At 41.5% G+C, this 25,009-nt stretch carries 28 protein-coding genes and 2 pseudogenes; 8 read left to right on the forward strand and 22 right to left on the reverse strand.

Annotation, left to right across the window (positions count from 1 at the left end):
• The coding region (locus ACGF49_RS05000) for a transposase (protein ID WP_387489954.1) at positions 1-219 on the forward strand (219 nt) is incomplete at its 5' end.
• A gap of 14 nt (positions 220-233) precedes the next feature.
• Here the strand turns inward: ACGF49_RS05000 and ACGF49_RS05005 are convergent.
• The 9 genes and pseudogenes from ACGF49_RS05005 to ACGF49_RS05045 form a co-directional block, all read right to left on the reverse strand.
• A pseudogene (locus tag ACGF49_RS05005) lies at positions 234-455 on the reverse strand (GPW/gp25 family protein); the annotation flags it as partial.
• Between the two features lie 12 nt (positions 456-467).
• The gene (locus ACGF49_RS05010) at positions 468-2,069 is read right to left on the reverse strand and encodes a phage baseplate assembly protein V (protein WP_387489957.1); all 1,602 of its coding nucleotides are present in this window, start codon (positions 2,067-2,069) and stop codon (positions 468-470) included.
• Positions 2,066-2,749: a hypothetical protein gene (locus ACGF49_RS05015; RefSeq protein ID WP_113041306.1), complete on the reverse strand. Its 684-nt coding sequence runs from the start codon at positions 2,747-2,749 to the stop codon at positions 2,066-2,068. Before ACGF49_RS05015 ends, ACGF49_RS05010 begins: the two co-directional genes overlap by 4 nt.
• Positions 2,736-2,915 (reverse strand): DUF5908 family protein, encoded by a 180-nt coding sequence (locus tag ACGF49_RS05020; RefSeq protein WP_228902169.1) that lies wholly within the window; start codon positions 2,913-2,915, stop codon positions 2,736-2,738. Before ACGF49_RS05020 ends, ACGF49_RS05015 begins: the two co-directional genes overlap by 14 nt.
• Positions 2,912-3,370, reverse strand: coding sequence for a phage tail protein (locus ACGF49_RS05025; RefSeq protein WP_113041304.1), 459 nt, complete (start codon positions 3,368-3,370; stop codon positions 2,912-2,914). The genes ACGF49_RS05020 and ACGF49_RS05025 overlap by 4 nt, the downstream gene beginning before the upstream one ends.
• Positions 3,371-3,383: 13 nt before the next feature.
• Positions 3,384-4,559: a phage tail sheath family protein gene (locus tag ACGF49_RS05030; protein WP_387489961.1), complete on the reverse strand. Its 1,176-nt coding sequence runs from the start codon at positions 4,557-4,559 to the stop codon at positions 3,384-3,386.
• A gap of 48 nt (positions 4,560-4,607) precedes the next feature.
• Positions 4,608-5,993, reverse strand: coding sequence for a phage tail sheath family protein (locus tag ACGF49_RS05035; RefSeq protein ID WP_387489963.1), 1,386 nt, complete (start codon positions 5,991-5,993; stop codon positions 4,608-4,610).
• Between the two features lie 11 nt (positions 5,994-6,004).
• Entirely contained in the window at positions 6,005-7,138 is a 1,134-nt protein-coding gene (locus tag ACGF49_RS05040; protein WP_228902166.1) for a phage tail sheath C-terminal domain-containing protein, read from the reverse strand.
• A gap of 68 nt (positions 7,139-7,206) precedes the next feature.
• Positions 7,207-7,656 (reverse strand): phage tail protein, encoded by a 450-nt coding sequence (locus tag ACGF49_RS05045; protein ID WP_387489966.1) that lies wholly within the window; start codon positions 7,654-7,656, stop codon positions 7,207-7,209.
• 705 nt (positions 7,657-8,361) lie between these two features.
• On the opposite strand from ACGF49_RS05045, the gene ACGF49_RS05050 reads away from it, so the two are divergent.
• On the forward strand, positions 8,362-8,844 hold the full coding sequence (locus ACGF49_RS05050) for a winged helix-turn-helix domain-containing protein (RefSeq protein WP_229015676.1): 483 nt from the start codon (positions 8,362-8,364) through the stop codon (positions 8,842-8,844).
• Between the two features lie 155 nt (positions 8,845-8,999).
• Here the strand turns inward: ACGF49_RS05050 and ACGF49_RS05055 are convergent, their stop codons facing one another.
• Entirely contained in the window at positions 9,000-9,149 is a 150-nt protein-coding gene (locus ACGF49_RS05055) for a hypothetical protein (protein WP_228902163.1), read from the reverse strand.
• Positions 9,150-9,355: 206 nt separating this feature from the next.
• Here ACGF49_RS05055 and ACGF49_RS05060 point away from each other — a divergent pair, with 206 nt between their 5' ends.
• The gene (locus ACGF49_RS05060; RefSeq protein ID WP_011146757.1) at positions 9,356-9,700 is read left to right on the forward strand and encodes a hypothetical protein; all 345 of its coding nucleotides are present in this window, start codon (positions 9,356-9,358) and stop codon (positions 9,698-9,700) included.
• Positions 9,701-9,923: 223 nt separating this feature from the next.
• Here ACGF49_RS05060 and ACGF49_RS05065 read toward each other — a convergent pair whose 3' ends face one another.
• From ACGF49_RS05065 to ACGF49_RS05095, 7 genes and pseudogenes are all read right to left on the reverse strand, one after another.
• The gene (locus ACGF49_RS05065) at positions 9,924-10,097 is read right to left on the reverse strand and encodes a hypothetical protein (protein ID WP_158536497.1); all 174 of its coding nucleotides are present in this window, start codon (positions 10,095-10,097) and stop codon (positions 9,924-9,926) included.
• Positions 10,063-10,833 carry an MW1434 family type I TA system toxin gene (locus ACGF49_RS05070; protein ID WP_113041300.1) on the reverse strand — a complete coding sequence of 257 codons (771 nt, stop codon included), beginning with the start codon at positions 10,831-10,833 and terminating at the stop codon, positions 10,063-10,065. Before ACGF49_RS05070 ends, ACGF49_RS05065 begins: the two co-directional genes overlap by 35 nt.
• Positions 10,834-11,108: 275 nt before the next feature.
• Positions 11,109-11,528 carry a type II toxin-antitoxin system YafO family toxin gene (locus ACGF49_RS05075; protein ID WP_113041299.1) on the reverse strand — a complete coding sequence of 140 codons (420 nt, stop codon included), beginning with the start codon at positions 11,526-11,528 and terminating at the stop codon, positions 11,109-11,111.
• 4 nt (positions 11,529-11,532) lie between these two features.
• A complete protein-coding gene (locus tag ACGF49_RS05080) occupies positions 11,533-12,117 on the reverse strand; it encodes a hypothetical protein (RefSeq protein ID WP_113041298.1) in 585 nt (194 codons plus the stop codon).
• A 577-nt stretch (positions 12,118-12,694) separates the two neighbouring features.
• Complete coding sequence (locus ACGF49_RS05085; protein ID WP_228903067.1) at positions 12,695-12,865, reverse strand: type II toxin-antitoxin system HicA family toxin; 171 nt, start codon at positions 12,863-12,865, stop codon at positions 12,695-12,697.
• Between the two features lie 153 nt (positions 12,866-13,018).
• A complete protein-coding gene (locus tag ACGF49_RS05090) occupies positions 13,019-13,279 on the reverse strand; it encodes a DUF1902 domain-containing protein (RefSeq protein ID WP_113041296.1) in 261 nt (86 codons plus the stop codon).
• 93 nt (positions 13,280-13,372) lie between these two features.
• Positions 13,373-13,684, reverse strand: a pseudogene (locus ACGF49_RS05095) (phage tail tape measure protein); the annotation flags it as partial.
• A gap of 1,229 nt (positions 13,685-14,913) precedes the next feature.
• Between ACGF49_RS05095 and ACGF49_RS05100 the strand changes: the two are divergent.
• Both ACGF49_RS05100 and ACGF49_RS05105 read left to right on the forward strand, forming a co-directional pair.
• The gene (locus ACGF49_RS05100) at positions 14,914-15,135 is read left to right on the forward strand and encodes a hypothetical protein (RefSeq protein ID WP_324251596.1); all 222 of its coding nucleotides are present in this window, start codon (positions 14,914-14,916) and stop codon (positions 15,133-15,135) included.
• A 61-nt stretch (positions 15,136-15,196) separates the two neighbouring features.
• Entirely contained in the window at positions 15,197-15,523 is a 327-nt protein-coding gene (locus ACGF49_RS05105; RefSeq protein ID WP_324251595.1) for a Mammalian taste receptor protein (TAS2R), read from the forward strand.
• On the opposite strand, the gene ACGF49_RS05110 is transcribed toward ACGF49_RS05105, so the two are convergent.
• Together ACGF49_RS05110 and ACGF49_RS05115 are read right to left on the reverse strand one after the other, a co-directional pair.
• On the reverse strand, positions 15,483-15,788 hold the full coding sequence (locus ACGF49_RS05110; protein ID WP_146748057.1) for a hypothetical protein: 306 nt from the start codon (positions 15,786-15,788) through the stop codon (positions 15,483-15,485). The genes ACGF49_RS05105 and ACGF49_RS05110 overlap by 41 nt on opposite strands.
• A 135-nt stretch (positions 15,789-15,923) precedes the next feature.
• Positions 15,924-16,787 carry a LysR family transcriptional regulator gene (locus ACGF49_RS05115; protein WP_112875830.1) on the reverse strand — a complete coding sequence of 288 codons (864 nt, stop codon included), beginning with the start codon at positions 16,785-16,787 and terminating at the stop codon, positions 15,924-15,926.
• Between the two features lie 502 nt (positions 16,788-17,289).
• On the opposite strand from ACGF49_RS05115, the gene xthA reads away from it, so the two are divergent.
• Entirely contained in the window at positions 17,290-18,096 is an 807-nt protein-coding gene (gene xthA / locus ACGF49_RS05120; protein WP_113041295.1) for an exodeoxyribonuclease III, read from the forward strand.
• 59 nt (positions 18,097-18,155) lie between these two features.
• On the opposite strand, the gene ACGF49_RS05125 is transcribed toward xthA, so the two are convergent.
• Genes ACGF49_RS05125 through ACGF49_RS05135 form a run of 3 tightly spaced genes read right to left on the reverse strand, consistent with a single transcriptional unit; the run spans position 18,156 to position 21,697 of the window.
• A complete protein-coding gene (locus ACGF49_RS05125; protein WP_271859752.1) occupies positions 18,156-20,084 on the reverse strand; it encodes a DNA topoisomerase III in 1,929 nt (642 codons plus the stop codon).
• 5 nt (positions 20,085-20,089) lie between these two features.
• On the reverse strand, positions 20,090-21,133 hold the full coding sequence (gene selD, locus ACGF49_RS05130; RefSeq protein ID WP_113041293.1) for a selenide, water dikinase SelD: 1,044 nt from the start codon (positions 21,131-21,133) through the stop codon (positions 20,090-20,092).
• A 12-nt stretch (positions 21,134-21,145) separates the two neighbouring features.
• Positions 21,146-21,697 (reverse strand): NAD(P)H nitroreductase, encoded by a 552-nt coding sequence (locus tag ACGF49_RS05135; RefSeq protein ID WP_113041292.1) that lies wholly within the window; start codon positions 21,695-21,697, stop codon positions 21,146-21,148.
• Between the two features lie 170 nt (positions 21,698-21,867).
• Here ACGF49_RS05135 and sppA point away from each other — a divergent pair, with 170 nt between their 5' ends.
• Complete coding sequence (gene sppA / locus ACGF49_RS05140) at positions 21,868-23,733, forward strand: signal peptide peptidase SppA (RefSeq protein ID WP_113041291.1); 1,866 nt, start codon at positions 21,868-21,870, stop codon at positions 23,731-23,733.
• Positions 23,734-23,983: 250 nt separating this feature from the next.
• Complete coding sequence (gene ansA / locus ACGF49_RS05145; RefSeq protein WP_113041290.1) at positions 23,984-25,003, forward strand: asparaginase; 1,020 nt, start codon at positions 23,984-23,986, stop codon at positions 25,001-25,003.
• Positions 25,004-25,009: the final 6 nt, after the last annotated feature.

The following is a 25,009-nucleotide window of genomic DNA, read 5'->3' on the forward strand; positions in this document are numbered from 1 at the left end:
CAAGCTGAGTGGGATAAGATAATGTTGTCAAAGCGTTTTATCATTGAAACGATTAATGGGCAATTAAAAACTATTTCTCAAATAGAGCATTCCCGCCACCGAAGTATAAAAGGTTTTCTGTTGTGCGTTTTAGGTGGATTGATTGCTTACTGCCTTAAATTGAAGAAGCCATCACTGAAAGTTTTCTACTCAGAAGAAGATTTCTCAATGACGGCTTAAGCAGAATTCGGGTTAGCTATCAATTCATCACTAATATTTTCAAACAGATAATCATTGAGACCACAACCGTAATCTTCACGCATAATCCGTTCACCGGGTTCAGTCAGAAAAAGAATTTTCATACTCTGGCGAACATGTTCTGCCCCTTCCGCCATGATGATTCCAGTCTGAGAAGAAAATTGAGGCGGAAATGCCCAACCCCGACCATAAATATCGGCTAATATTTTGTCTGCCATTTCACTACCCTATTATTGTGTTAAATTAATTTTCGCACCTTTAATATCGACGCCAGATTTTCCAGCGGCTGACAGGGATTTTTCAGCCCGGATATTAATTTCCTGTGCATTCGCTATTATATTTTTAGCAGAATTAAACGTGATATCTTTATCCTGTTGCAGAGATAAAATATTTTTTCCACTATTAAATGCGAGCGTCTGCTCTTTATTATCGAAGATTAACGCCTGCTGATTTTCCCCCTGTTTAATCACTAATGTTTTTATTTGATTTTTTTCACTCGGTTCTAACGGGGATTTGTTTTTGGGATTATGCATAGCGCCTAATATCACCGGAAAACGGGGATCACATTCAAAGAAACCGATTATCACCTCATCCCCCGCTTCTGGGTAAAAACAGAATCCGCTTTCATGACTGGCATAAGGTTTACCTAAGCGGGCAAAAAGTGTGCCGCCGGTTAAGCTTAAGGCGGGTACTTTGACTGGAATACGATCCAGCGACTGGCTGTCTGGTTGGCATTTTTCCACGATACCAACATGTAACTCTTTAACCGGCGGTACAGCCTGTTCTACATCTGATTGCACGCCTAACGTTAACCGGGTACGCCAACCTTGTCGCTGGTTGATGGTCTGGCTAACACCGGTGATAATCGCCTGTCCATCCATCCCTTGCCCGAAGCCAGTCAACGCCAAAACATCACCCGGCCAATAACGATTATCCCCTTCGACTTCAAAACTGCCGGATACATTATGGCTTCGCCGATTACCCATGATGCTTTGAGTAAATTGTTTGGTTTGTTCATTATCCAATGGATAGCTGAAAATCCATTGCCACTCTTGATCGGTCAGCGATTTCAAACTGTCCGTAGCAAGTTGACCGCGACCAAAGCCACTATTTTTTGCCTGAATCGCCTGAGACAATTTTTGTTGGCTAATGTCCCAAGACTGCACACTTACTGTTTTAGGGCTGCGCTGATTATCCCATTGCAGATTGGCTTCAAACAGCACAACACTCTGGTGGTCACCGCGCTGGCGAATGGTGTGTACGGTTGACTGATTAAGTGATTCCGGTGTTACCAACGTAACGGTATCATGGCCGGGGAGCAGCCAAGTATTCGTAGCAGTAAGTCGGCTTTTTAAGAATGTCCAATCATTGCAACGAAACTGCACCATTTGCTCATGTACCGTTTTAAGTTGAGGCGCCTGTTTTATCGTGACAGGCACACCGGCCTGGCTGAATAGCTTCTTGATAATCGCCTCATCACTCTGTTTACTGAATAGCTGCGAGCGGAAACTATGGGTTAATTTTTGCAATGGATGTTTTGCCGTCAGAATCACTAGACTGTCCTGACCTTTAAGCTTCAGTGTCTGCCGGACGATGATCCCTTTAAACAACACATTTTTTTGTATCTGCACAATAAGTTCATGATTCGGGCGGCAACCTGCCAACTCAGCTTGCACCTTAGCATCAAAAATATGGTTGGTATCACCGATGATAGCCAAAGTGACGTTAGCCGAAGGAATGCCATTGATAGGGTAATTTACTGACAGGCCGATAACCGTAAACTGATTGAGTGTTTTACCGCCTACTTTAACCGCAATCGGAGGTATTTTCATGCTTCCCTCCGTGCTTGTAGCGTCTGTCCCGGAGTAAAATCATCAAGATTATCCAGACCGTTTTGCCAAGCCAAAGAGAGATAATCGATACCACCCGCTAAAGCAGCACCAGCGCCCAGCGCGATTAATGGCAGGGAGAGCATATCAGTTACACTAACCGCAGTGGCTGGCGGCGATTTTAACTGTTGTTCAGTGGTCTGAATAACAAAGCTCTCATCCGCCACCAGCGATAAAGTGGCAATTGCCCGCAACGGCGTGGCATCCCGATCAAATAAGGTGTAATGAATACTAAGACCACTGGCCCGGCAGGCAAAATAGCCTTTGTTTTCCCAACGCATTTTGCCCCATTTGATTTTAAGAAAGTGTGGAACTTTGGTACCGGCATCAACGGCACAGAGGGTTTTCAAGGTCGTCAGCTGGGTTTCTATCGGAATATTATTGCCGGGCATGGAGGCATCAAATAACAGATCTAATGACAGGCCAGCGGGCTGAGACGACATATAGTGGTTGCTTTGGTGGATATGGGTAATGCTTTCATCGTTTTTATAATTGGCTTGATAATTGAACTGGATTGCATCGGGGTTATATATAACCGGTAAACTACCCACCAATATTTTACTTTCCCGATCTTTAAAAGCCGTCAGCGTGAGTTTGGATAGGCTACGTTCAATTAAGCTCATAATGGCCTCCTGTTTCACATAATGCCTCTAGCACCTCCCGTTTCACCTTCTCAATCAGGCGAGCCTCATCCAACGCTTCTTGGGCTAATGTTCGCGGAGATGATAAATCACCCGCAGAATCGGTAACTTTAGCCTGAATAATCAGTTCTTTAATTTCTACAGTCATGCTTTCACTCCTAACCAGCGCATATCTTGGTAACGTAACTCCAGAGAATTGACCAAAACGGCATTGCTATTGGCATCAAAATCACCGGTAGACCAACGAACCGGTAACGCGTTACTTACGGTCCAACTTGCCACAGGTAAAAAATTTTCATTCAGCAACATAATGACCACATCAGCATAAACCGCTTTTTCTCCACGCAAGACACGATCAAATATCAGAGTCAGCGGTGTAATCGTCATAACACCACGTTCCAGTACCAAACTGCCGTGCTGGATCTTCTCGGCCAGCCAAACATTTCTGGCATTTTCCCCGCCCTGGCTGTGTTGGGTGGTTTGCAGTTCACGGCTGAGCCCCGATATGCGCTGAAAAGCAATATCAAGTGGACTGGGAATATTGTTAAACAGAAAACTGGCGATAAAACGGTGTGATACTGATGGGGTATATAGATTGTACATATTTTGCCCCTGTTTAATTTAGTCCTGTTGTCCCGGTACGCGTATCAAACGTCAGACTGAGTTCAATAAATTCCGCCGGAACTAGCAGAGCCAGTTTGATTTTCATAATCATTTTCCCGGCCCGCAAATCCGCTTCACTCATTGATTCGTCAACACCAAGTAATATGTCAAATGCCTGTTCTTCCTCAGTACCCCGTAGCCCACCTCTCAACCACAACTGATGCAGCCAGTTGTAAGTTTGGCCTTTAAGTTTCATCCAAGTGATAGCGTTATTAGGTTCAAACACAAAGGCTCGGCCTAATCGGGTGATATGCGCTTCAATATAGGAGACCAGACGACGGATTTGGATATAGCGCCAAGGGGAGTCGAAAATGTTATCCAGAGTTCGGCATCCCCAAACTTTAATTCCTTTGCCGGGGAAGCTGCGAACCAGATTCAACGAAGCGCCATGCTGATTAAAGAGCGCATCAGCTTCAATAAAAGAGCGTACCGGGCTGACTACCTTAGCTAGCACTACGTTGGCTGGCGCGGTCCAGATATCTTGCTGATTATCATTACGCTGGATAACAGCCGCCACCGCAGCAGTAGGCGAAAGGATGATATGTTTACCACTTTCTTGGTATGTGGTTTTCAGTCCCGGCCAATATACCGCGCCCCATTGCCGATCACTTGAGGAAAACTGCTCTAAACATGTCGCGGCCAGTACCGGATCATCCGGGGCATCCAGCAATCCCATGATGCCGCGCCGACTCTTGCAAAGGTTGAGTACTGATTGCCAAAACTGTAGCCAAAGATCTCTGTTGGCACCGGATTCACTCATCTGACTAAAGCGGATAACATCAGGGACGACAATCAGCGTGATAGCACTCTCTGCGGCAATCGCCTGTTTAAGCCAATCCTGTTGCAGTGCGGTGATCAATGATTGAAAATCGTTCAGTGGCGAGTCTAGCGACAATACATAGGTTTGTTGGCCGCCATTTTCAAAAAAGTGACGTACAGAGTAGTACATTAATCCTGACTCTCGAAATGTTAGGGTAAAATCGGTCAGGCTGTTCAATTTAACCGCGGTTTTATTGCCCGCACTTCTTGGAATGTAACCAATAAAAACCGGCATACCAACAAATGCATCATCTGGCTTCTGGGATATTAGGTTCTCCGTTACTGTGACGCCAGGCTGTTTTATTTCCATTATCGTTTCCTCTACAGGACAGGCGCGGCAAACCGCGCCCCAGTATGGTTACTGTGCTACTTTTTGCGAAAATTGCAGGATAATAAATTCAGCCGGACGGACCGCCGCCATCCCAACCTTGACGATCATTCTTCCTTGCCTAATATCGCTCTCGGACATGGTGATACCTTGGCCAATTTGCACAAAATAGGCTTCCTGTGGGCTATTGCCAACCAGCGCCCCTTGTTGCCAGAGTTGATGGAGATAGTTGTCAATGGCTGACCTTACTCGTTCCCAAGTCGGTTGACTATTGGGTTCAAAGACGGCAAATAGCATGGCCTGTTTGATATCCCGTTCCGCCGCATTAAATAAACGCCGTACCGGAATATAGCGCCAGTTGTCATCATCTTTCAGGGTACGTGTACCCCACACGACAAACCCTCGATTATTGAAATAGCGGATAACATTGATACCTTTTTGATTCATGGTACCTTGCTCATCTTCGGTGAGCCGTTCTTCTATATCACTAATGCCACTCAAAACAACATTAGCCGGCGCTTTCCAGACACCACGATGGGTATCAGTGGCACAATAAACACCAGCTATCACTGCACTGGCGGGAATCATTCTATTTATGTTTTGTATTTTACAAATAGCTTCCTGATAGACATTCAGGTTTTTCTCTTTGAGTTCCGTCAGATTGGTAACCTCGTTTTTTTCTGCATCCTGATAACCTGAAACCACTACAAGGCTCTCTTCCATTTGTATAGGCTGTGAGACTTTCACCGCTGGATAATACGTTGCGGTTTGTGAAGGTACGTTAGCGCTAAGGGCGGTTGTTTTACCTTGGTTATCAGCGATAAGGAAATAGCCAGCATTCAATAATGAAGGCGTCAAACTGTTATATATTTGACTCTGATAACCAGAATTCTGTTCAGAGCAGACGATCAGAGTAATTTCTAAAGCCTGCTCAATTAATTCAGGGATTAAGCCCAGAGTTTTAGTATCTTCCAAATCAGCAATTGGCAAGATATAACAAGGTCCACCGCCATTTTGGAAATAAAGTTTTAAAGCATCACTGCTTGTCGTGTAGTTAGCGATCACCTCGTAAGTGTAATCCGCTTTTTTTTCTTCTTTTCCATTTGTATCGTCATTAACGACTTCATTGTTTTCAACTGATATATCACCTTCAACTTTTTTAGATTTTTTAGGGGGAGACGGAGGCGGAGATGGCGGTATTGATTTGATAGCTATCGACATAACACCACCTACATGAAATAGGTTAGTGAAATCCAACCAGCTACTAACCCGTGTCACTTGTGGCGTTGAGCTGGTTTTCTTAGGTGAGAAGCGGCCAATAAAAACAGGGATTGCCGTGTTCCCTTGACTAATAGAAAGCGCCAGTGATGCATCTTCTTCAATATAGACGCCCGGATAAGTTGGTGCTATTGGCATATGGCCTCCAATTATTGTGCGACGCTCTGCGTAAACTGCAAGATAATAAACTCGGCTGGACGAACCGCCGCCATACCCACTTTGACAATCATTTTGCCCTGTTTAATCTCGTCATCAGTCATCGTGATATTTTTACCTATTTGAACAAAATAAGCCTGATCAGCTTTATTTCCCACCAATCCACCTTGTTGCCAAAGAGAATAAAGATAATTATCAATAGCCCGACGCACAGCTTCCCAAGTAGGTTGGCTATTAGGTTCAAAAACCGCAAAACTCATAGCATTTTTAATGTCTCGCTCCGCGCTGTTAAACAGGCGGCGAACCGGGATGTAACGCCAATTATCGCTGTCCTCAAGCGTACGAGCTCCCCAAACCAATGTGCCGCTTTTAGGGAAGTTACGGATCATATTCAGTGCCTTACCTTGGTTATATTGTCCTTGCAGGTCGTCAGTCACCGGGTATTTAGGCTGGAGTCCTCCTTGAATAGCTACGTTAGCAGGTGCTTGCCAAACACCTCGGTTGTTATCAACACTGGCATAAATACCGGCCATCACCGCACTGGGTGGAATATCAACAAGCGTTTTATTTTTCCCCCATTCAGCGGTCAGCCAAGGATAATAAACTGCGCCATAGGGGGTAGAAGGATAAGAGTCGAGTATATTTTCTGGTTCTTTTATGTTAGTGGTGTTATTTCGGTGTTTAGGTTTAGGAGCGCCATCTTCTTTTTCTTTCGCGATATCAACGTCTGGACCATCAAAAATAGCAAATAATCCTTTACCCGGTTTGCAAAGTTCCGCGACAGCAGTAGTAATATTTTCTCCCGCAGCAACCAACAATGTGACATCATCCAGTGTTGGAACTTGGCCGACTAAGTCTTTAATTTTCACGAGATAGCAATATCCACCACCGTTAATAAAATAGGCCCGTAGTGAAATATCAAGCTTATCATCAGGATTAAATTGCTCACCTTTTCGTGTCAAATAATCCAGCCAACCACTAATACGAAGATGAGCATCTGTGGATAAAAATTTATTATTATCTGCAACCGCAAAAATAGGAACCGCCGTTGCACTTGTACGAACAGAAAGCGCCAATGAAGCATCTTCTTCAATATAGACACCCGGATAGGTTGTACTCATTGTCATAATATTCGCCTTTAAACAGTACTGCATTGAATTGATATGTCAGACTATTCCTGACACCAAACAGTATATTAATGGAATTCAACAGTCACCCGATCGGCTTTCAAACTCATTTCCTGCACCGCAACTTCATTACTGGTAGAATCAAAACTGGGTGCCGTCAGTTTTTCTGGGAAAGCATTAGCAATATTCCAAGTAATTAGCAAATTTGAACCTGTTTCATCGGTGAGACTAATAGAAATATCTTTCTTCTCTATCTGATTAAGCGAAATAGAATTAATCCAATCGTACAATTTAGATTGCCCTTTAAAAATACCGCGCTTCAAGGTAATTGTTGGCCTCTGACGCTGACCGGGCATTTGTAACCAATTACCAATTCCATCACGATATTCAATGGTGTCATAGCTAATATCCAATCCCGATACACTTTGGAAAGACATTTGCTCATCACCAACGGTCACGACAAAACGGTGAGTTGGAATGGGGTATTGAACAGCAATTTGATCGGCAGTTGTAGACATTGTTATTTCCTTAAGAGTTAAATTCATAACCGGGTTAGAATACACATCATTTTAGGTACGCTACCGCCCTTAGGTATCATGCCTAATGCCTTACTTGTGTATTCACCGTGCTTTAATATCCAAACCCTCATTCAAGTAATGAGGCGATCTGACTACTGGTTAACGTAAGTTAATACGTGATAAACATCACACTGTTGGAGCTTTAAACTATTCATCGAAACAGTAATACCCCCATACCGCCAAATAAAAGTTAAAAATAAAAAATAATTATTTTTGTCTCTATTTTTACTTACAATTCAATATGATATACCCTATGGATTTCAAGATGCATCGCGGCGGCAAGGGAGCGAATCCCCGGGAGCATAGATAACTATGTGACCGGGGTGAGTGAGTGCAGCCAACAAAGAGGCAACTTGAAAGATGACGGGTATATCTATATTTCTAAATCTTCCCTTACTTCATGGACAATAGAGTTAGAATCACTGCAAGTATAAATAAAACTAACAATTAATTATCATTAGTTTTATTTCTTAATAAAAAACAGAAAAATAACCCATATGAAAAAATAAAATAAAAATTTTTAAATTATTTATTTTCTTGCATTACTCATGCAGAAGCTATATAAATTCTAACAGGCATAAGCCTAATTGAGCCCTCCTGGCTATAGAGAATAGACAAACACTAAACAGAGGCAGAGAATGCGTTATGTTGAAAATAACTAGAGATGTTTATTTAGACTGTGACTCAAACAAAATAATTCATGGTAAAAATATATTTATCATTACAGAAAAAGAGAAACGCCTGCTACTCGCACTGTGGGAACATGCCTCACAAGGGAATACATTAAACCGGGAACAACTTATCCCTCTGGTTTGGCCTGAACGCAAAAATGGAGTAGCAGAAACCAATTTATTGCAATTAATCTGTAAGTTACGCCGCACATTACGCTATTGTGATCTAGGTGAAGCCATACACACAGTATACCGACAAGGTTATCGTTTTATCCTGCCACTTCAAGATGACGAACAAGATAATCGTCAGCTCCAAAATACTCAATTACCTATTCCCATCGCTACACCGCCAAAGCCATTTTATTGGCGTTTCACCAGGATGATTGTTATGTTTATCACCGCAATCATTTGGATATCAACTATCCTATATACAGCTCCTTTTCTGGCTAAGAGATAATGATGATTTTTATTTAAAAAATGATTAAATCCCCATCAATGGATGGTCCATTAAATTAAACAGCATACAAGCGGGTTTCATCCACTTCTTTACGGCTCATTTCAGCAAGTTATGGGCCGCTTTAATAAGAAAAGATCATGATTCATGATATTAAGTTATCTATTTTTTATCGGTGTAACTCCTTCGTCATTAATTACGACTACCGCTATCGGCAATAAATCCGTCAGGAATACATGTCCCCGCCACTGTCGGGATTTTCGTATCTCTTTGACTGATAACATCCAGATGTCAATCGGCTTGTCCATGAATTTCAATTTCCACCCCAACCAGAAATTAAGATCCCGTTAAACGTGTGTGAAAAAAGAAAAGGCCACGCAATGCGTAGCATGGAATGTGTATTAACCGCTTTTACGTTTACCTTATTCCTTTTACGTCACTGATAAATTTCAATATTTAACTGCTCATAGAAAGTGTTAAGTTAAATGTCACAGGTGAAATCACCTGATTATATATGCCAACAAATAACAGCAATAATAAGGAAACCAATATGATATCAACAAATTTCAAAATATTCCTAAACCCTAACCAAGCTATCGAAGCTTATAAAAATGGGAATATAGCCATTCCTATTCGATGGAGAAGTATAGCAATAAAAAACAACGGCCAAGCAGCAATGAGGGTTTTAAATTTCTGGGCATCCCCATTTGGGGAGTATGAATTCTATAATTCTATTGATGTCTGGCCTGGAGAAACTAAAATACTCAACGCGCCTCCTAACGCTGTTTATTACTATAGAATTACAGCCGTCAATTTAGACGCAACTCTAACCACAGAAGCTGAGTTTAATTGGATATAAAGATTCTTAAGAGTTAGCTATATATCTCTCGTATATAAGAAGATTTAGTTCAATATAGCTCAAACTTCACTACGCAGAAAGTAACATCTTCATTCTCTGCTAAATACTTATCAACTACCGAGGATTACTCGGTAGTTGAAATTGAATGCCACATCAGACATTATCTGAGAACGTGGAAGTGGACTTTATATATGAAAAACTCCGCAAGTAAGAGGCTTGGAATTCAACATAATATATACCCGTCATCTTTCAAGTTGCCTCTTTGTTGGCTGCACTCGCTCACCCCGGTCGCATAGTTTGCTATGCTCCCGGGGATTCGCTCCCTTGCCGTCGCGATCCATCTTGAAATCCATTGGGTATAGTTAACGCCAGTTACAGTAAAAACGCTTGGTTTCACCTGTCTGCTTTAATATGGCACCTAGTTTTTCTACGGTTGGGTTTTCCGATTCATAATAGTAGACATCGTATTCATAATTATCGTTATCTGCATCATGATCATGCAAGAAAGTTCCAAAATCATAAGTTACATTATCAACTGAGACATAAAAATTCTTCTTGAGTACTTCTTTAACTTTCTGATAATTAGCTTTATCAAAATATACTCTCAAATACAATCCGCTGCTATTATAGTAGAACATTAAAATGCTTTTAATATCTATTTTATTTTGGGTTATATTTAAAGTACCGAAAGTAGATTCTCCCTTACCAAAGGCTCCCTTGCCACTCATATATCCCCAGTCCTGCCCAGTATCATACTTACTAGTCCCCAAGGTAACATCAAAAACCATCATATTGTTATCTGGCTCTAACAATGACCAATCACTACCCATTATATCTTCCGGCGTTGGTTGCCAAGGTAACCAATGCCCATGCTTATCGCACTTCTCAATATAAATCAGATTATTGCCTTCACTGTTAGCGTTCGATTCAGGAATAAGGCGTATGCATTCATTAGGAGAATCCCAATCACCACGACGTGCTTGATTTCCTAGATACACTTGAATAATCGCCCACGGACAAGAATTTTCTGGGGCAACAACATGATTACATTTGTATTGATCAGGGTTTAATGATTTATGCTCAGGGAGTTTATTTTCTATTTCAGTAACTTCTGGCTTATTAATTTCAGACATAAACACCTCACTTAATTATTTATTAATAAAGGTAATTTCATCTTACTGCCAAATAGCCATAAGATATTATTCAAATTAGATTCTTACTTCAATAGAATATTCTTAAGTTTACTACTGCATAGACGGTAAAGCACCGCGAGTGCTAAGCCTAAACTATTAATAAGAGTAGTTAGTGATTACGATATTTCCTGATTTATTTCCAATAGATTGATATTGTAAAATTCCATAAAAAAACCTGCCGGAGCAGGTCTATATGCTTTTCTTAGTAAATGGGTTCATGCGCTTACATGATTAAGCAGCCTTAATTCCCGCTCATTTAGACACTGGAAAGAATCTTCTACGATATGAACTAGCTTATCCAAGAGCCTATCAATACGCGAATGTGCATCTGGCATCACCACGGCCATGACCTGATAATGATTTTCATAATACCAATGTTGAGCATAAACCAGATAATTGTCACTTTTCCTGTTGTGTAGCATCACATTTGTCGGCCACGGTTTTTCATTCAGGGGAAGAATATGTAACTTCCATATTCCTGATTCCATAGCCTGCATGTTGCGCTCAAAACGCCCTTGGCATCCAAGCCAACCAGACACCTCTTCTGCACCACTCAAATATTTAACCAACATGGTTGCGTAATCATGAGCAGCCGCATTGAAAAGTAGCTCTTCCGCCACGCTGACGTAAACCATATACCTAACCCCACACAGGCAATGAAATACCGAGCTTTTTATGCGAGAGATTCACCAACTCTTTGTAACTTTCCGCGTCGGCTTTCGGTGTATATTCACCTGCATTAACTGGCAAGTACTGCTTTAACATTGTTGCAATACGCAATAAAACGTTTCTATTATTTGCAAAAATCCTCAACGCTCTCTGAGAATGCGTTTGGAATAGCTTGACATGCGGTCCCCATGCAGGCGAAGACTCCGCAAGAATATAACTTAATTTCAAGAGATGGAGTTGACTCGTGGCGATTTTTGCAGCGGATTCGTAACGTTCGACTACATCACGAATATCTATATCTGGTTCGATCCCGTCACGGTCAATGGTTTCAAGTAATTCAATACCAATTTGGGTATTTTCTTTCAGGTAGGCAAGCGCCATTTTAGATTCAGAGAAATATGACATTACCTCTTGAGCAGTCAGCATTTTTTGCCCTGCTCTGTCTTGCACCAATTGCGTAATCGGAGCAGAAAGATACTCTGGCAATTTTGCTAACTGATTAACGTCTGGAAGTGGAGTTAGCAACGTTACTAACGTTGTCATTCCTACTGTCATGTGACCCCCTTTGATCTGTCTGTGGGATAAGTATATAGGAATACAGTATACATATCGCCTTCCGCACTACCTTACACTATTCTGCATGCTTGCTTATCAAAGCACAATCAGATTTATAAGAAGCATTCTTTGCCATCCCATTTGCAACACCAAGCTTAGAATTTACCAACCAGACCGGGACATTATCTTCCGATTTTAGATTACTCCCCATCACTCCTTTTTAAATTTCAATCACCCATCACTATAAAGAAGAATAATTCTCACTCGTACCATGCGAATAATAAGATGGTCAATAGCATCAAGAAAACCCTATAACAATATTCCTTCTTCACTGAGAAAAGTATCATCTGGTTTTTCATCCATATAGCCAAATATCTTCATCGGAATATCTGTAGTAATATTTATCCTAACAGCTATTCAGTTAACGAAAACAGTTAACAGTTACGCTATTTCCTGATTTATTTCCAATAGATTGATATTGTAAAAATTCCATAAAAAAACCTCGCGATTTCAGCGAGGTTGATTAAATAAAAAACCGTAGTTAAGCGGCGTGTGTGTATAAAAAATCCCGTAAGGGCTATATTTTTAGGTTAATTCCGGCCTGCCTAAGAATAGCGTTAGCTGTATGTTTTGAAACTATTGTGTATGGAACACTGAAATTTTTGTTTGTGATATCGCTACGCCAGATTTCATGACTGCCTTTACCTTGCCTAATAAAATAACAGCCATGAACTAATATACCCGTCATCTTTCAAGCTGCCTCTTTGTTGGCTGCACTCACTCACCCCGGTCACATAGTTATCTATGCTCCCAGGGATTCGTTCCCTTGCCGTCGCGATGCAACTTGAAATCCATAGGGTATAGAATTTCTTTAAGTTGTGGATATAAGCCAGATCCCATGTCAGAGCGCCATCCTTGAATCATAAGCTTGTTCCTGAACGAAACTAATTTTCATTCCATCAGGGTTACTACCAAATTCATTCAGCTCGTATAGTTCGGGAGCTATCTCCCACACTCGCTCTGTTAATTCATCGTATGACTTAGCTTCCGTAACAAGGCCAAGCTCATCACATTCCGCAATCCATACGTCATCATGTGTGATTTTTACAACAAAACTAGTTTGTCGATCACCGAAATGTGCTTTGTAAACTGTGTTGCTCATGATGCCCCCTTAATGCTCGCTATTGGTTAATAATAACCCACATAATAATGTAAGAAAAGGTGATTATTTAAGCCATCACTAACGCATCGTTAAAATTGCTGCGGCTGTATCTGTAATTTCAGATGAACCGTATTTTGCGCCGACTGCAAGAACGTTGATATAACAATCTGCCTCGGCTGCTGATACACCGAACTGATTCAATCACAGAGCTAACGTTCAGGTGGTATCCGGCAAAGTCGTGCCACCAGCTTGTACCAGAATCAATGCGCGGTTTGTTACCTTAATCAGCCCGTCGTTGATTTTCATCAGTTCGGGTTTTGCACTAGCCATTAGCTTTAATGCTGTTGCGGTCTGACTTGCGCTGTATTCTGTCGTGCGCCCCATGTGCTGAGCCGCATCATCAAATTGCTTCAATTGCGCACCTATCAGGTGTGAAAAGAAAAAACCACGCAATGCGTAGCCTGGAATTCAATGTAATACAGCGTAATTTGCTGTTTGCCATTGCTGTACAGCCAGACTAACACTCTGCCCGCCAAACTTTTAGTCTGTAGCGATTGTGATCGAAGATAATCACCGGTGTTGGATTCGTCATATTTTCTCCTAAATTTTCTGCGGTCATTAGTCAACAATAAGAACTTAATATAAGGCCATGCCATTATTGTCATATCGGGAAATCAGCCGCATCGGTATTTCCTAGCCAGTAGTTAACTAAGCTGTAAATATTTACATGGGCCATTCAGGCTTTCGCAACACACCAACACATGAACAAAATAAGCGATTGCCTAATTCCTCTATCCTCTTAATGGATGTATATAAAGATCAACTCTTTTTTTCAAAAAAATACGATTTTTAATTCCTAGACTCTATCGCCATCGATATAACAACGTATCAGGCAGGATATTTAATCCCCATAACAATAACATGACATTTATTGAAAAAAAATAAGCTTACATTGGTTGCCATAAAATGACAAAGAGTTGAACATTCGGTTATAATCAGATAATCACTCCATGAGAGAAATATACTATTTTCATTATCATTCAACATGTTACATTAATTTAAATCTCATTATTCCTTTTTAAATATCATTCATAAAATCGCTGTAAAAAGGAATAATTCTCATTCATGTTATGCGAATAACAAGCTCCCGGGGATTCACTCCCTTGCCGCCGCGATGTATCTTGAAACCCATACATAGGGTATAAATTATATTTTACACTGATATGCCCACCATTTATTCCTTATCTTCCACAGCAAGATAAATTATTTATAGATGGGATAATCCCCTTAATTATCTGATAACAAACTCAAGACTTTATTATCACAAAATACCGTTCGTTTAATTTTTATTTAACTTCAACAATAAATAACTAAATAACTAAATAATTCCAAAAAAAACAGTCAACAATCCTAATAAAATTATATTAATTAATAATATTCTTATTTGTTTTTAATGAGAACTTATTTACAAAGATAGGGATAAATGAGTACTAAGATGCAGAAAATAATTATCAATTAATCAATAAAGTAACTTTGTGGTGTTAAATAAATTCGTAAAGTCATGGAACTATCTGTCTTGTTAAACTGTCATAAGCCGGTTACTTATTCCCTTACAATTAAGGAGGGAAATAATCATGGTGCTAAAACAACTCATCTTAGCCACTCTGATTTTTAGTTTATTGTCAACTGATGCACTCGCAGGAAAACCACAAAACTATCTCTACACTTCATCCGATGAGCTCGATCAATTACGTCCTCTGTTAGAACGTCAAAATATTGACGGTGTACAAGTTGTTTATGCCATTTTATCTCTAACAAGGCACAAAATACCAAGGCGGTTTAGTTGCTCAAGTTGATAATCCCGGTGAAGGCAAAGCACAATGTTATGGCTGGGTTGCTATTCAGTGGAATACAGCGTTGCGCAAACGCTATCAGGATCTGCTTTCCGAGCATCAGTATATGTCTCGCTTTTTTAATTTCGCGTCAAAAAATAAGATCGGTCTCGGTGGTCCCGATATCGTGCCATATCAATCTGCTCAGATGAAAAACGCTTATCCCTTTTTCAATCGTTACAAAGGCAAGCTGGATTTGGTGACAATGGCAGTCCAAGAACCCACACTGACCTACACCAACCCAAAAACTAAAAAACCCTTCACTGAGGAGGAGTTTACTAATTTTGCTGAAAACTATTTGGGGGCTAACATTATTTTTTGGAGTACCACAACACCATGGCTAAAGCAGTAAAGCAAAAGCCATGCAGATTTGTGCATGCACAATGGGCCGTGCCAAACACCAGACGCGGATGAATATACCCGTCATCTTTCAAGTTGCCTCTTTGTTGGCTGCACTCGCTCACCCCGGTCACATCGTTATCTATGCTCCCGGGGATTCGCTCCCTTGCCGTCGCGAAGCATCTTGAAATCCATAGGGTATGATAATGTCGAGCTTGTAGTACAAGTTGCGCCAAAAGGCGAGGAACGGTCCATTTTTCCTCACCACGACCAAACATTCACTCGGAATATTCAAATAAGAATTATAAATATAAATTTAAATTTATCATTTAGGTACAGTGAAAAATCTTTATGATTATCTCCGCATAATAACAACGCGGAGCTTACAATAATCCTCTCCGCGTAGATAAATTTTAACTCATGTCATTAACTGAATCGATAAAACGATTAAGAACACTTGAGTGTGATTTAGACTTATAAATATAACATTGATTTGCTGCACCAGGTTTTTCAATGGGAACAAAACTCAAAGCATCTCCTCCTTCCAATTCATCAGGATGAGAATCTGTAATAAATATATAATCTCTGGAATAAATGAAATTCATGCAGCATCCCATATTATCCATCTGACGCATATTTACTTTTCCACCACTTTGAATAACTTCTTCTTCCAAGTTTTTAATGAAGCTACTTTTATAAAGTACAGGATCGCATAGCCAAGTATTACTCTTTAGTAATTGCATCACATCGCCATTAGCAATATCTAATAACTCTTTTCGGCAGCAAATTCCCAATTCAGGCCCTTTTATTTTGCGAATGAGAAGAAAACGGTCACTTAGTATCTTTTCTGAGCTCAGAATGAGAGTATTCCCGTCATAATCCACTATTTCTTCAATGTTATCATAACTAAACCGGAATATATTTACCTGTGAGCTATTTCTGTCAGCTGCCTTATATAAATAAATAAGATGTTTGTTTTTCCCCCAATCGTAATAAATATTAACTATGTTACATATACTACCACTGATATGTTTTTTAGTTATTTCTTTTTCTTGTAAATAAAGATCTTTAAGATCATTATATAATTCTAAACCATCTTTAGTCAGACTCATCCCAAATTTCTCCCTTTTGAAAAGGCGCTTCCCTAATGTTGCTTCGAAGTCTTTGATTGATTTAGCTACTGGAGGAGTTGTACGGTTCATCACTCTTGCCGCTTTACTTAAAGAACCATTTTCCACCACTGCCATGAATGCTTCTAATTTACGAGAAAAAAACATAATTCACCGTTCCTATATAACTTGTGGCTAAAATAATTTCTTTGAAATAGCCTTCACCAAATGACAGCTAAATCAAGTTTGATACTGTGAAGGCATAAATTTTGTACAAAAAAACAAATACTTCTCAAACATATACCACATAAAAAAAGCGTATGTTCAATACATAGGTGGCTCAATAAACTCTATTATTCATGTTTATCATGGTTCAAAAATTAATCTCAACCAATCAACCATTAGAAAATATAAACATTACTAACGAGCTCAATTTTCTATCAAAGATTAGGATAGGGTTCTACATTTTTCAGTAATCAATTTTTGTAACACTAGAGATAAAAACGGTCTAACAGGGGCTCTTTCTCACCACAAATTATTATATTTTTCACAGCAAATTATAATATTAGGGGTTCCGTTACTATTTCGTGCTGACCATTGTCAATAGTTACTTTTTAAAATCCATCTGTTACTATTGTTCCTGTGTCTTTTTACTGGATGGCTGTAAAAGATGAAATTTATCTCTTTTAATATTAATGGATTACGTGCCCGCCCCCATCAGTTAGCTGCGATCATCGAGCAACATCAACCCGATGTTATCGGTCTACAGGAAACAAAAGTTCATGATGAAGCGTTCCCTTTAGGAGAGGTTGGGGAGCTTGGCTATCATGTATTTTATTACGGCCAGAAAGCCCATTACGGCGTTGCACTGTTAACGCGCCAGATGCCTCTTGCGGTGTATCGTGGTTTTCCAGGGGATGATGAAGATGCTCAACGCCGTGTTATCATGGCAGAAATAGAAACCCCACACGGGTTATTAACCGTTATTAATGGCTATTTCCCACAGGGAGAAAATCGTGAACATCCAGTGAAATTTCCGGCAAAAGAGAAATTTTATCAGGATCTGCAAAACTACCTGGAGCAAAACTTAACCCCTCAATCACAAGTGATTATCATGGGTGATATGAATATCAGCCCGACAGATATGGATATCGGAATTGGTGAGAACAACCAAAAACGCTGGTTAAAAACAGGTAAATGTTCTTTTCTGCCAGAAGAGAGAGATTGGATGGATCGCCTGAAAAATTGGGGCCTGGTTGATACATTCCGGCATCTCAATCCTGAATGTAATGACCAATTTTCTTGGTTTGATTATCGATCCAAAGGGTTTGATGACAACCGCGGATTGCGGATTGATTTACTGCTTGCAAGTAAACCCTTGGCGGAGCGCTGTATCGCAACAGGCATTGATTACAAAATCCGTGAGATGGAAAAACCGTCAGATCATGCCCCAGTTTGGGCAGAATTTGAAATTTGATATTCCGTTAACACCGAATATCAATCGTTTTTTTTAAATAATGCAATAATTGCTGCGCTCTATGGCGCAGCTGTTTTGGCATTTTTCGTTGCTTTTATTCTTTTCCCCTTTTTATCTTTCACTGGGAGTGGTGGTAAGTCACGAAAAGCGGTTAAGTTACGGTTCTGTTTGGCCTGCAAAATTAATTGCTGCAATGTCTCCTCAAGTGGCCCCATGAAATCTTGATAGCGGAACTGTTTTTCACTGATTTGCGTTAACCGAGACTCCCAATGAGCGGTCATATCCGGTAAAGCGGCCATATCAGGCAATACATGGATCAACGCCCTACCCGCAGGTGTTGCATGAATATGACGCCCTTTTTTATAAAGAAACTCCCGTTTAAACAACAGTTCGATAATGCCAGCCCGCGTGGCTTCCGTTCCCAACCCATCTGTTGCACGAAGGACTTTTTTCAGCTCTTTATCCTGTACAAAACGGGCAATTCCGGTCATAGCAGAAAGGATAGTCGCATCAGTAAATGGCTTTGGCGGTTGAGTTTGGCGCTCTACCACCTCTCCTCTTTCACACAATAATTCATCACCTTTAGCAACAACGGGTAATGGCGTTCCGTCATTCTCTTCATCACGCTCTTTATTACCAAGTAACGTTCTCCAGCCTGCCTCAGCAAGAAAACGGGCTTTAGCAATAAATTTTCCACCCGCAATTTCCAATTCAATAACACATTTACGGAATATGGCATCTGGGAAAAATTGCATCAAATATTGTCGGGCGATCAAACCATAAATATTAGACTCGTTATCCGTCAGATTTATATGGCTACTTCGAGCTGTAGGAATAATTGCATGGTGAGCATCAACCTTTTTATCGTCCCAACAACGATTTTTTCTATCTATTTCCAGTAACTCTTGTGGCAACAGATTTGTTGCGTGAATAGATATCGCATTAAGCACTGCATGACGACCGGCAAAGTGTTCATCCGGCAAATAACGGCAATCAGAACGGGGATAAGTAATTAGCTTATGTGTTTCATACAATCGCTGACAAATATCCAACACTTGTTGCGCATTTAGGCCAAAACGTTTAGCGGCTTCAATTTGCAAAGAAGATAATGAAAATGGCAAAGGAGCAACTTCAGATTCCCGTTTATCCTGATAAGAGATCACATAGGCTGGTTGACCGGTTATTCTGGCAACAACATGTTCAGCCAGAGGCCGGTGTATCAATCGCCCTTCTTCATCTAAAAAATCGATACAAGATTCACTTGGTTGCCAGATAGCGATAAAACGTTCATCTTTCGGCGTAACAATATGCGCTTTCACCTCAAAAAAATCTTTGGGTACGAAATGCTCAATCTCTTCATCCCGACGAACGACTAAACCTAAAATAGGGGTCTGAACCCGCCCGACAGATAATACCCCCTGATACCCCGCATTGCGGCCAAGCAAGGTATAAGCACGGGTCATATTAATGCCATAAAGCCAATCAGCCCTAGCTCTAGCAAGAGCTGAAACACATAGCGGAATAAAATCCCGGTTATCTCTTAACCGATCAACAGCTCTGATTACCGCTTGTGGATTTAGATCACTTATCAAGCAGCGGCGAACATTTTTCCGCCTCACAGCATCCAGTTTCAAAAAATCCAAAACCTCATCCACCAACAGTTGCCCTTCCCGATCTGGGTCACCGGCATGCACTATTTCATCGGCTTTTTCCAACAATGTCTGGATAATGTTGAGCTGTTTCTCAACAGAAGGTCGCGGTTTTAACTGCCATTTTTCAGGAATGATTGGAAGATCAACCAATGACCAACGAGCAAAACGACTGTCATAGGCATCAGGTTCCGCCTGTTCCAGTAAGTGCCCAATACACCAGGTAACAAACTGGTTATCTCCACAAGCGATAAAGCCATCACCACGGCGATGCGGTTTTGGTAAAACATCGGCAATCGCCCTGGCTAGACTTGGTTTTTCTGCAATAAAAAGCCGCATGGATATTATTCATTAACCTCAATGAGTACTCTGCCTGACTGTTGCTCAGACAATTCACCAATCGCGGTCAGTTCGATGCCATGACATCGTGCAATCGCTTTCACTTCGTCCATAGCTTCTGGTAGAACAGCCAACAGCAGGCCACCGGATGTTTGCGGATCACATAACAGTTTGCGCTGAAGTTCTGTCATTTCACCAATAAGATGACCGTAACTATCAAAGTTACGCCCGGTTCCCCCCGGAACACAACCCTTTTCAATATAGGATTCCACTTCCGGCAGTTTAGGCACTTTTGCAAAATGGAGAGTAGCCTGAACCCCCGATCCGACACAAATTTCACTTAAATGCCCTAAGAGGCCAAACCCGGTTACATCGGTCATTGCTGTAACGCCAGCCACCTCAGCAAAATCTATCCCCAATTTATTTAAGCGGCACATGGTTTCTATCGCAATTCCCTGATGTTCAGGTAACAGCAAGCCTTTTTTCTCCGCCGTGGTCAATACACCAATGCCAAGTGGCTTTGTCAGAAATAGCTGGCTTCCCGCTTTCGCGGCACTGTTCTGTTTCACTCGGCCAATATTAACGATACCGGTTACAGCCAAACCAAAAATAGGTTCAGGTGCATCAATAGAGTGCCCTCCCGCCAGTACAATCCCAGCCTCTTTACACGCAGCCCGGCCACCTTCAATCACCTGACGGGCAATTTCCGGCGCCAATTTATCAATAGGCCATCCCAAAATAGCTATCGCCATAATAGGTTTACCGCCCATCGCATAAATATCGCTGATAGCATTTGTTGCAGCAATGCGCCCAAAATCAAATGGATCATCGACAATCGGCATGAAGAAATCTGTCGTACTGATAATGCCGGTACCATTGCCAATATCATAAACCGCAGCATCATCACGGGTTTCATTACCAACCAGTAAGTGAGGATCAAGAAATTTTTCCTGCTCACTATGCAGAATGGTTTCCAAAATTTTTGGTGAAATTTTACAACCGCATCCAGCACCGTGGCTGTATTGGGTAAGACGAACTTCTGTTGACATAACAGACCCCGGTTACAAGTAGCTGACAAAATTGGTCATATCAGGCGCAGTAACCTTATTGGGTGCTTTTAGTGCAGGCGTTCCAAGGTAGAGAAAACCCACTATTTTGTCATGTTCATGACAACCCAAACCAGCACGCACGGTATTATCATCAGTCCATGAACCCGTACGCCAGATACCACCAAACCCTTGAGCCACAGCCGCCATTTGCATCGCATGTACAGCACAACCCGCTGAAACCACCTGCTCCCATTCAGGTATTTTGGAATTCTCAGCCACTTTTGCAATAACAGCGATGATTAATGGCGCGCGATAAGGCGCATTTCTCGCTTTTTCTTCCGCCTCAGCGCCAAGCTGACTATCAATGGCTGCTTGATGGAGTAATCGACTGAATCGCTCAATACCTTCATCCTGCATGACAATAAAGTGCCACGGACGTAATGCACCATGATCAGGTGCTCTCATTGCCGCCGCCAGAATATGCTGTAATACTTCACCTTGAGGCGCGGGGGTTGTTAAACGTGATACTGAGCGTCTGTTCAACAAAAGTTCTAGTGCATCCATTTTTTCTCTCCTAAGTAATGTATTTTGGTATAAGCTAACATTTTCTGTTTATTTGTTAACAAATAAAAGCCCTAAAGCCGTCTTTTCAGGCAATATGCCACTATTTGAAGCTGACATTTACCTGCCTGATCATTAGGATAGCTTCACTTGATCCTATTTTTGGAGATGATATGCGTATTTTATGGAAGTTGATCGCAAGATTATTTAAATGGAGTTGGCGACTATTAAATTTTATTCGGGAAGTCATTTCAAACCTGATTTTTATCATGCTAATTCTGATTGTGGTTGGTGGTTTTCTGATTTACCAACAGACAAACAAAACGGCAGATAGTTATCAAGGAGCATTATATGTCAATCTCACCGGTATCATTGTGGATCAGGTCTCCAGCCGTACTCCATTGACTCAATTAGGCCGTGAGTTGTTTGGTACATCCAGCAATAAATTCCAGGAAAATTCCCTGTTTGATATTGTTGATAGCATTCGCCAAGCAAAAACCGATAACAAAATCACCGGTCTGGTGCTGAAACTTGATGATTTCATCGGCACCGACCAGCCATCTATGCAGTATATCGGTAAGGCAATTAATGAGTTTAAAGCTTCCGGTAAACCGGTTTATGCTATCAGTGATAGTTATAATCAATCACAATATTATCTGGCTACCTTTGCCGATAAAATCTACCTATCGCCACAAGGAACGGTTGGCCTTTATGGCTATTCAACCAATAACCTGTATTACAAATCCCTGTTGGATTCACTGAAAGTCACCGCGCATATTTTCCGGGTCGGGACGTATAAATCAGCCGTTGAACCAATTATGCGTGATGATATGTCCCCCGCTGCCCGCGAAGCTGATAACCGCTGGGTCAACGGTCTGTGGCACAACTACCTCAACACTGTCGCTACCAACCGCAAGCTTTCTGTTCATCAAGTATTCCCAGGTGCTGATGAGATGATTGCTAACTTACGTGCTGTTGGCGGAGACAATGCACAATATGCACTTAAATACAAACTGGTCGATTATGTTGCGCCACGCAATGTCATTGAAAATGACCTGATAAAAGCCTTTGGTTGGGACGAGAAAAACCGTCACTTCAATGCTATCAGCATTTATGATTATGCACCGCAATTGATAGAAGGCAGGTTATCATCTAAAGGCAATATCGCCGTTATTGTCGCACAAGGTGCAATCATCGATGGGCAGCAGACTCAAGGCATGGTTGGCGGTGACACAACCGCTGCTCAAATCCGTCAAGCTCGTCTGGATGATAATATCAAAGCCGTTATTCTGCGGGTAAACAGCCCTGGTGGCAGTGTAAGTGCTTCTGATGTTATCCGCACTGAACTGGCTGCGCTACGTGCAACGAATAAACCTGTGGTGGTTTCTATGGGGGGAATGGCGGCCTCTGGTGGCTACTGGATCGCGACCCCGGCTAATTACATCATCGCAAACCAAAGTACGTTGACGGGTTCTATCGGTATCTTCGGTGTCATTACCACTTATGAAAACAGTCTGGAACATATTGGTATCCATACTGATGGCGTTTCTACCACACCACTCGCGGGTATTTCTGTTACTAAAGGACTCAGCAAAGAGTTCTCAGCACTGATGCAACTTAATATTGAGAACGGCTATAACAACTTTATTGGCCTTGTTGCTACTTCACGCCATAAAACACGTGAAGAAATCGATAAAATTGCTCAGGGGCATGTGTGGACGGGTAATGATGCGAAAACCAATGGATTGGTCGACCAATTAGGGGATTTCGATGATGCGGTCACCAAAGCGGCTGAATTGGCGAAATTGGATAACCCTGATCTTGACTGGATGCAACCTGAAATGTCATTCAGTGAGTTGCTGATGAACCAGTTAACAACAACCGCACAGGCTATCGTGCCGGAAGCAGTTCAAGCCTGGCTACCCGCTCCATTGGTGCAGGTAGCTCAGGAAGTGAAACAACAGAGTGAGTTCTATCGCCATCTGAATGATCCACAAAATCGTTATGCATTCTGTTTAAATTGCGGAGATGTTCGCTAAACAACCTATACCCGTTATCTTTCAAGTTGCCTCTTTGTTGGCTGCACTCGCTCACCCCGGTCACATCGTTATCTATGCGCCCGGGGATTCGCTCCCTTGCCGTCGCGATGCATCTTGAAATCCATAGGGTATATAACAATGCATGATTCTAGTAATAACTCGATTAATTTAGCCTGACAGATGCCCTGTCAGGCTTTTTTTATTCTGCAATACTCCTATAATCCTGCTGATCTTTTTATGAGGTACAGTCATGCAGAAGAAATCTATTTATGTCGTCTATACTGGTGGAACTATTGGGATGCAACGCTCATCTCAGGGATACATCCCCGTTTCCGGGCATTTACAACGCCAATTAACAAAGATGCCTGAATTTCATCGACCGGAGATGCCGACATTCACCATCCGTGAACATCAACCATTGATCGATTCTTCGGATATGACCCCAGAAGACTGGCAATTTATCGCTGATGATATCCGAGAAAATTACCATGATTATGATGGGTTCGTGATCCTGCATGGTACGGATACAATGGCATTTACGGCATCTGCCCTCTCCTTTATGTTTGAGAATCTAGGTAAGCCAATCATTGTCACCGGGTCACAAATCCCACTGGAAGCACTGCGCTCTGATGGGCAGACAAACTTGTTGAATGCGCTTTATCTTGCCGCTAATTACCCGGTTAACGAGGTCAGCCTGTTTTTCAATAATAAACTGTTTCGTGGGAACCGGACCGTCAAAGCGCATGCCGACGGTTTCGATGCTTTTGCTTCACCAAACTGTTCTCCATTAATGGAAGCCGGTATTAATATTAAAACCTTCAATACAGATTCCACCTTTGCTAGTCACGGTAAATTTATTACCCATCAGATTACCCCTCAGCCCATTGGCGTAATCACCATTTATCCCGGCCTTTCCAGTCAGATTGTGAATAATATTTTGATGCAACCGGTTAAGGCTCTCATCCTGCGCTCATATGGCGTCGGAAACGCACCTCAACACCCTGAATTATTAAAAGAGCTAAAACAGGCAACAGAGAGAGGGATCGTGGTCGTTAATTTGACTCAATGCATTTCTGGCCGAGTAAATATGGAAGGATATGCAACGGGCCATGCTCTGGCTGAAGCGGGGGTGATAAGCGGCTACGATATGACTTTTGAAGCAACTTTAACCAAGTTGCACTATTTACTCAGTCAACCCTATGACAATGAAAAAATTCGTTATTTAATGCAACAAAATTTACGCGGTGAATTAAGTTATGCTGATAAATAATCAAGG

The sequence above is a fragment of the Photorhabdus sp. RM96S genome (genome assembly GCF_042879335.1).
Classification (GTDB): Bacteria; Pseudomonadota; Gammaproteobacteria; order Enterobacterales; family Enterobacteriaceae; genus Photorhabdus; species Photorhabdus kayaii.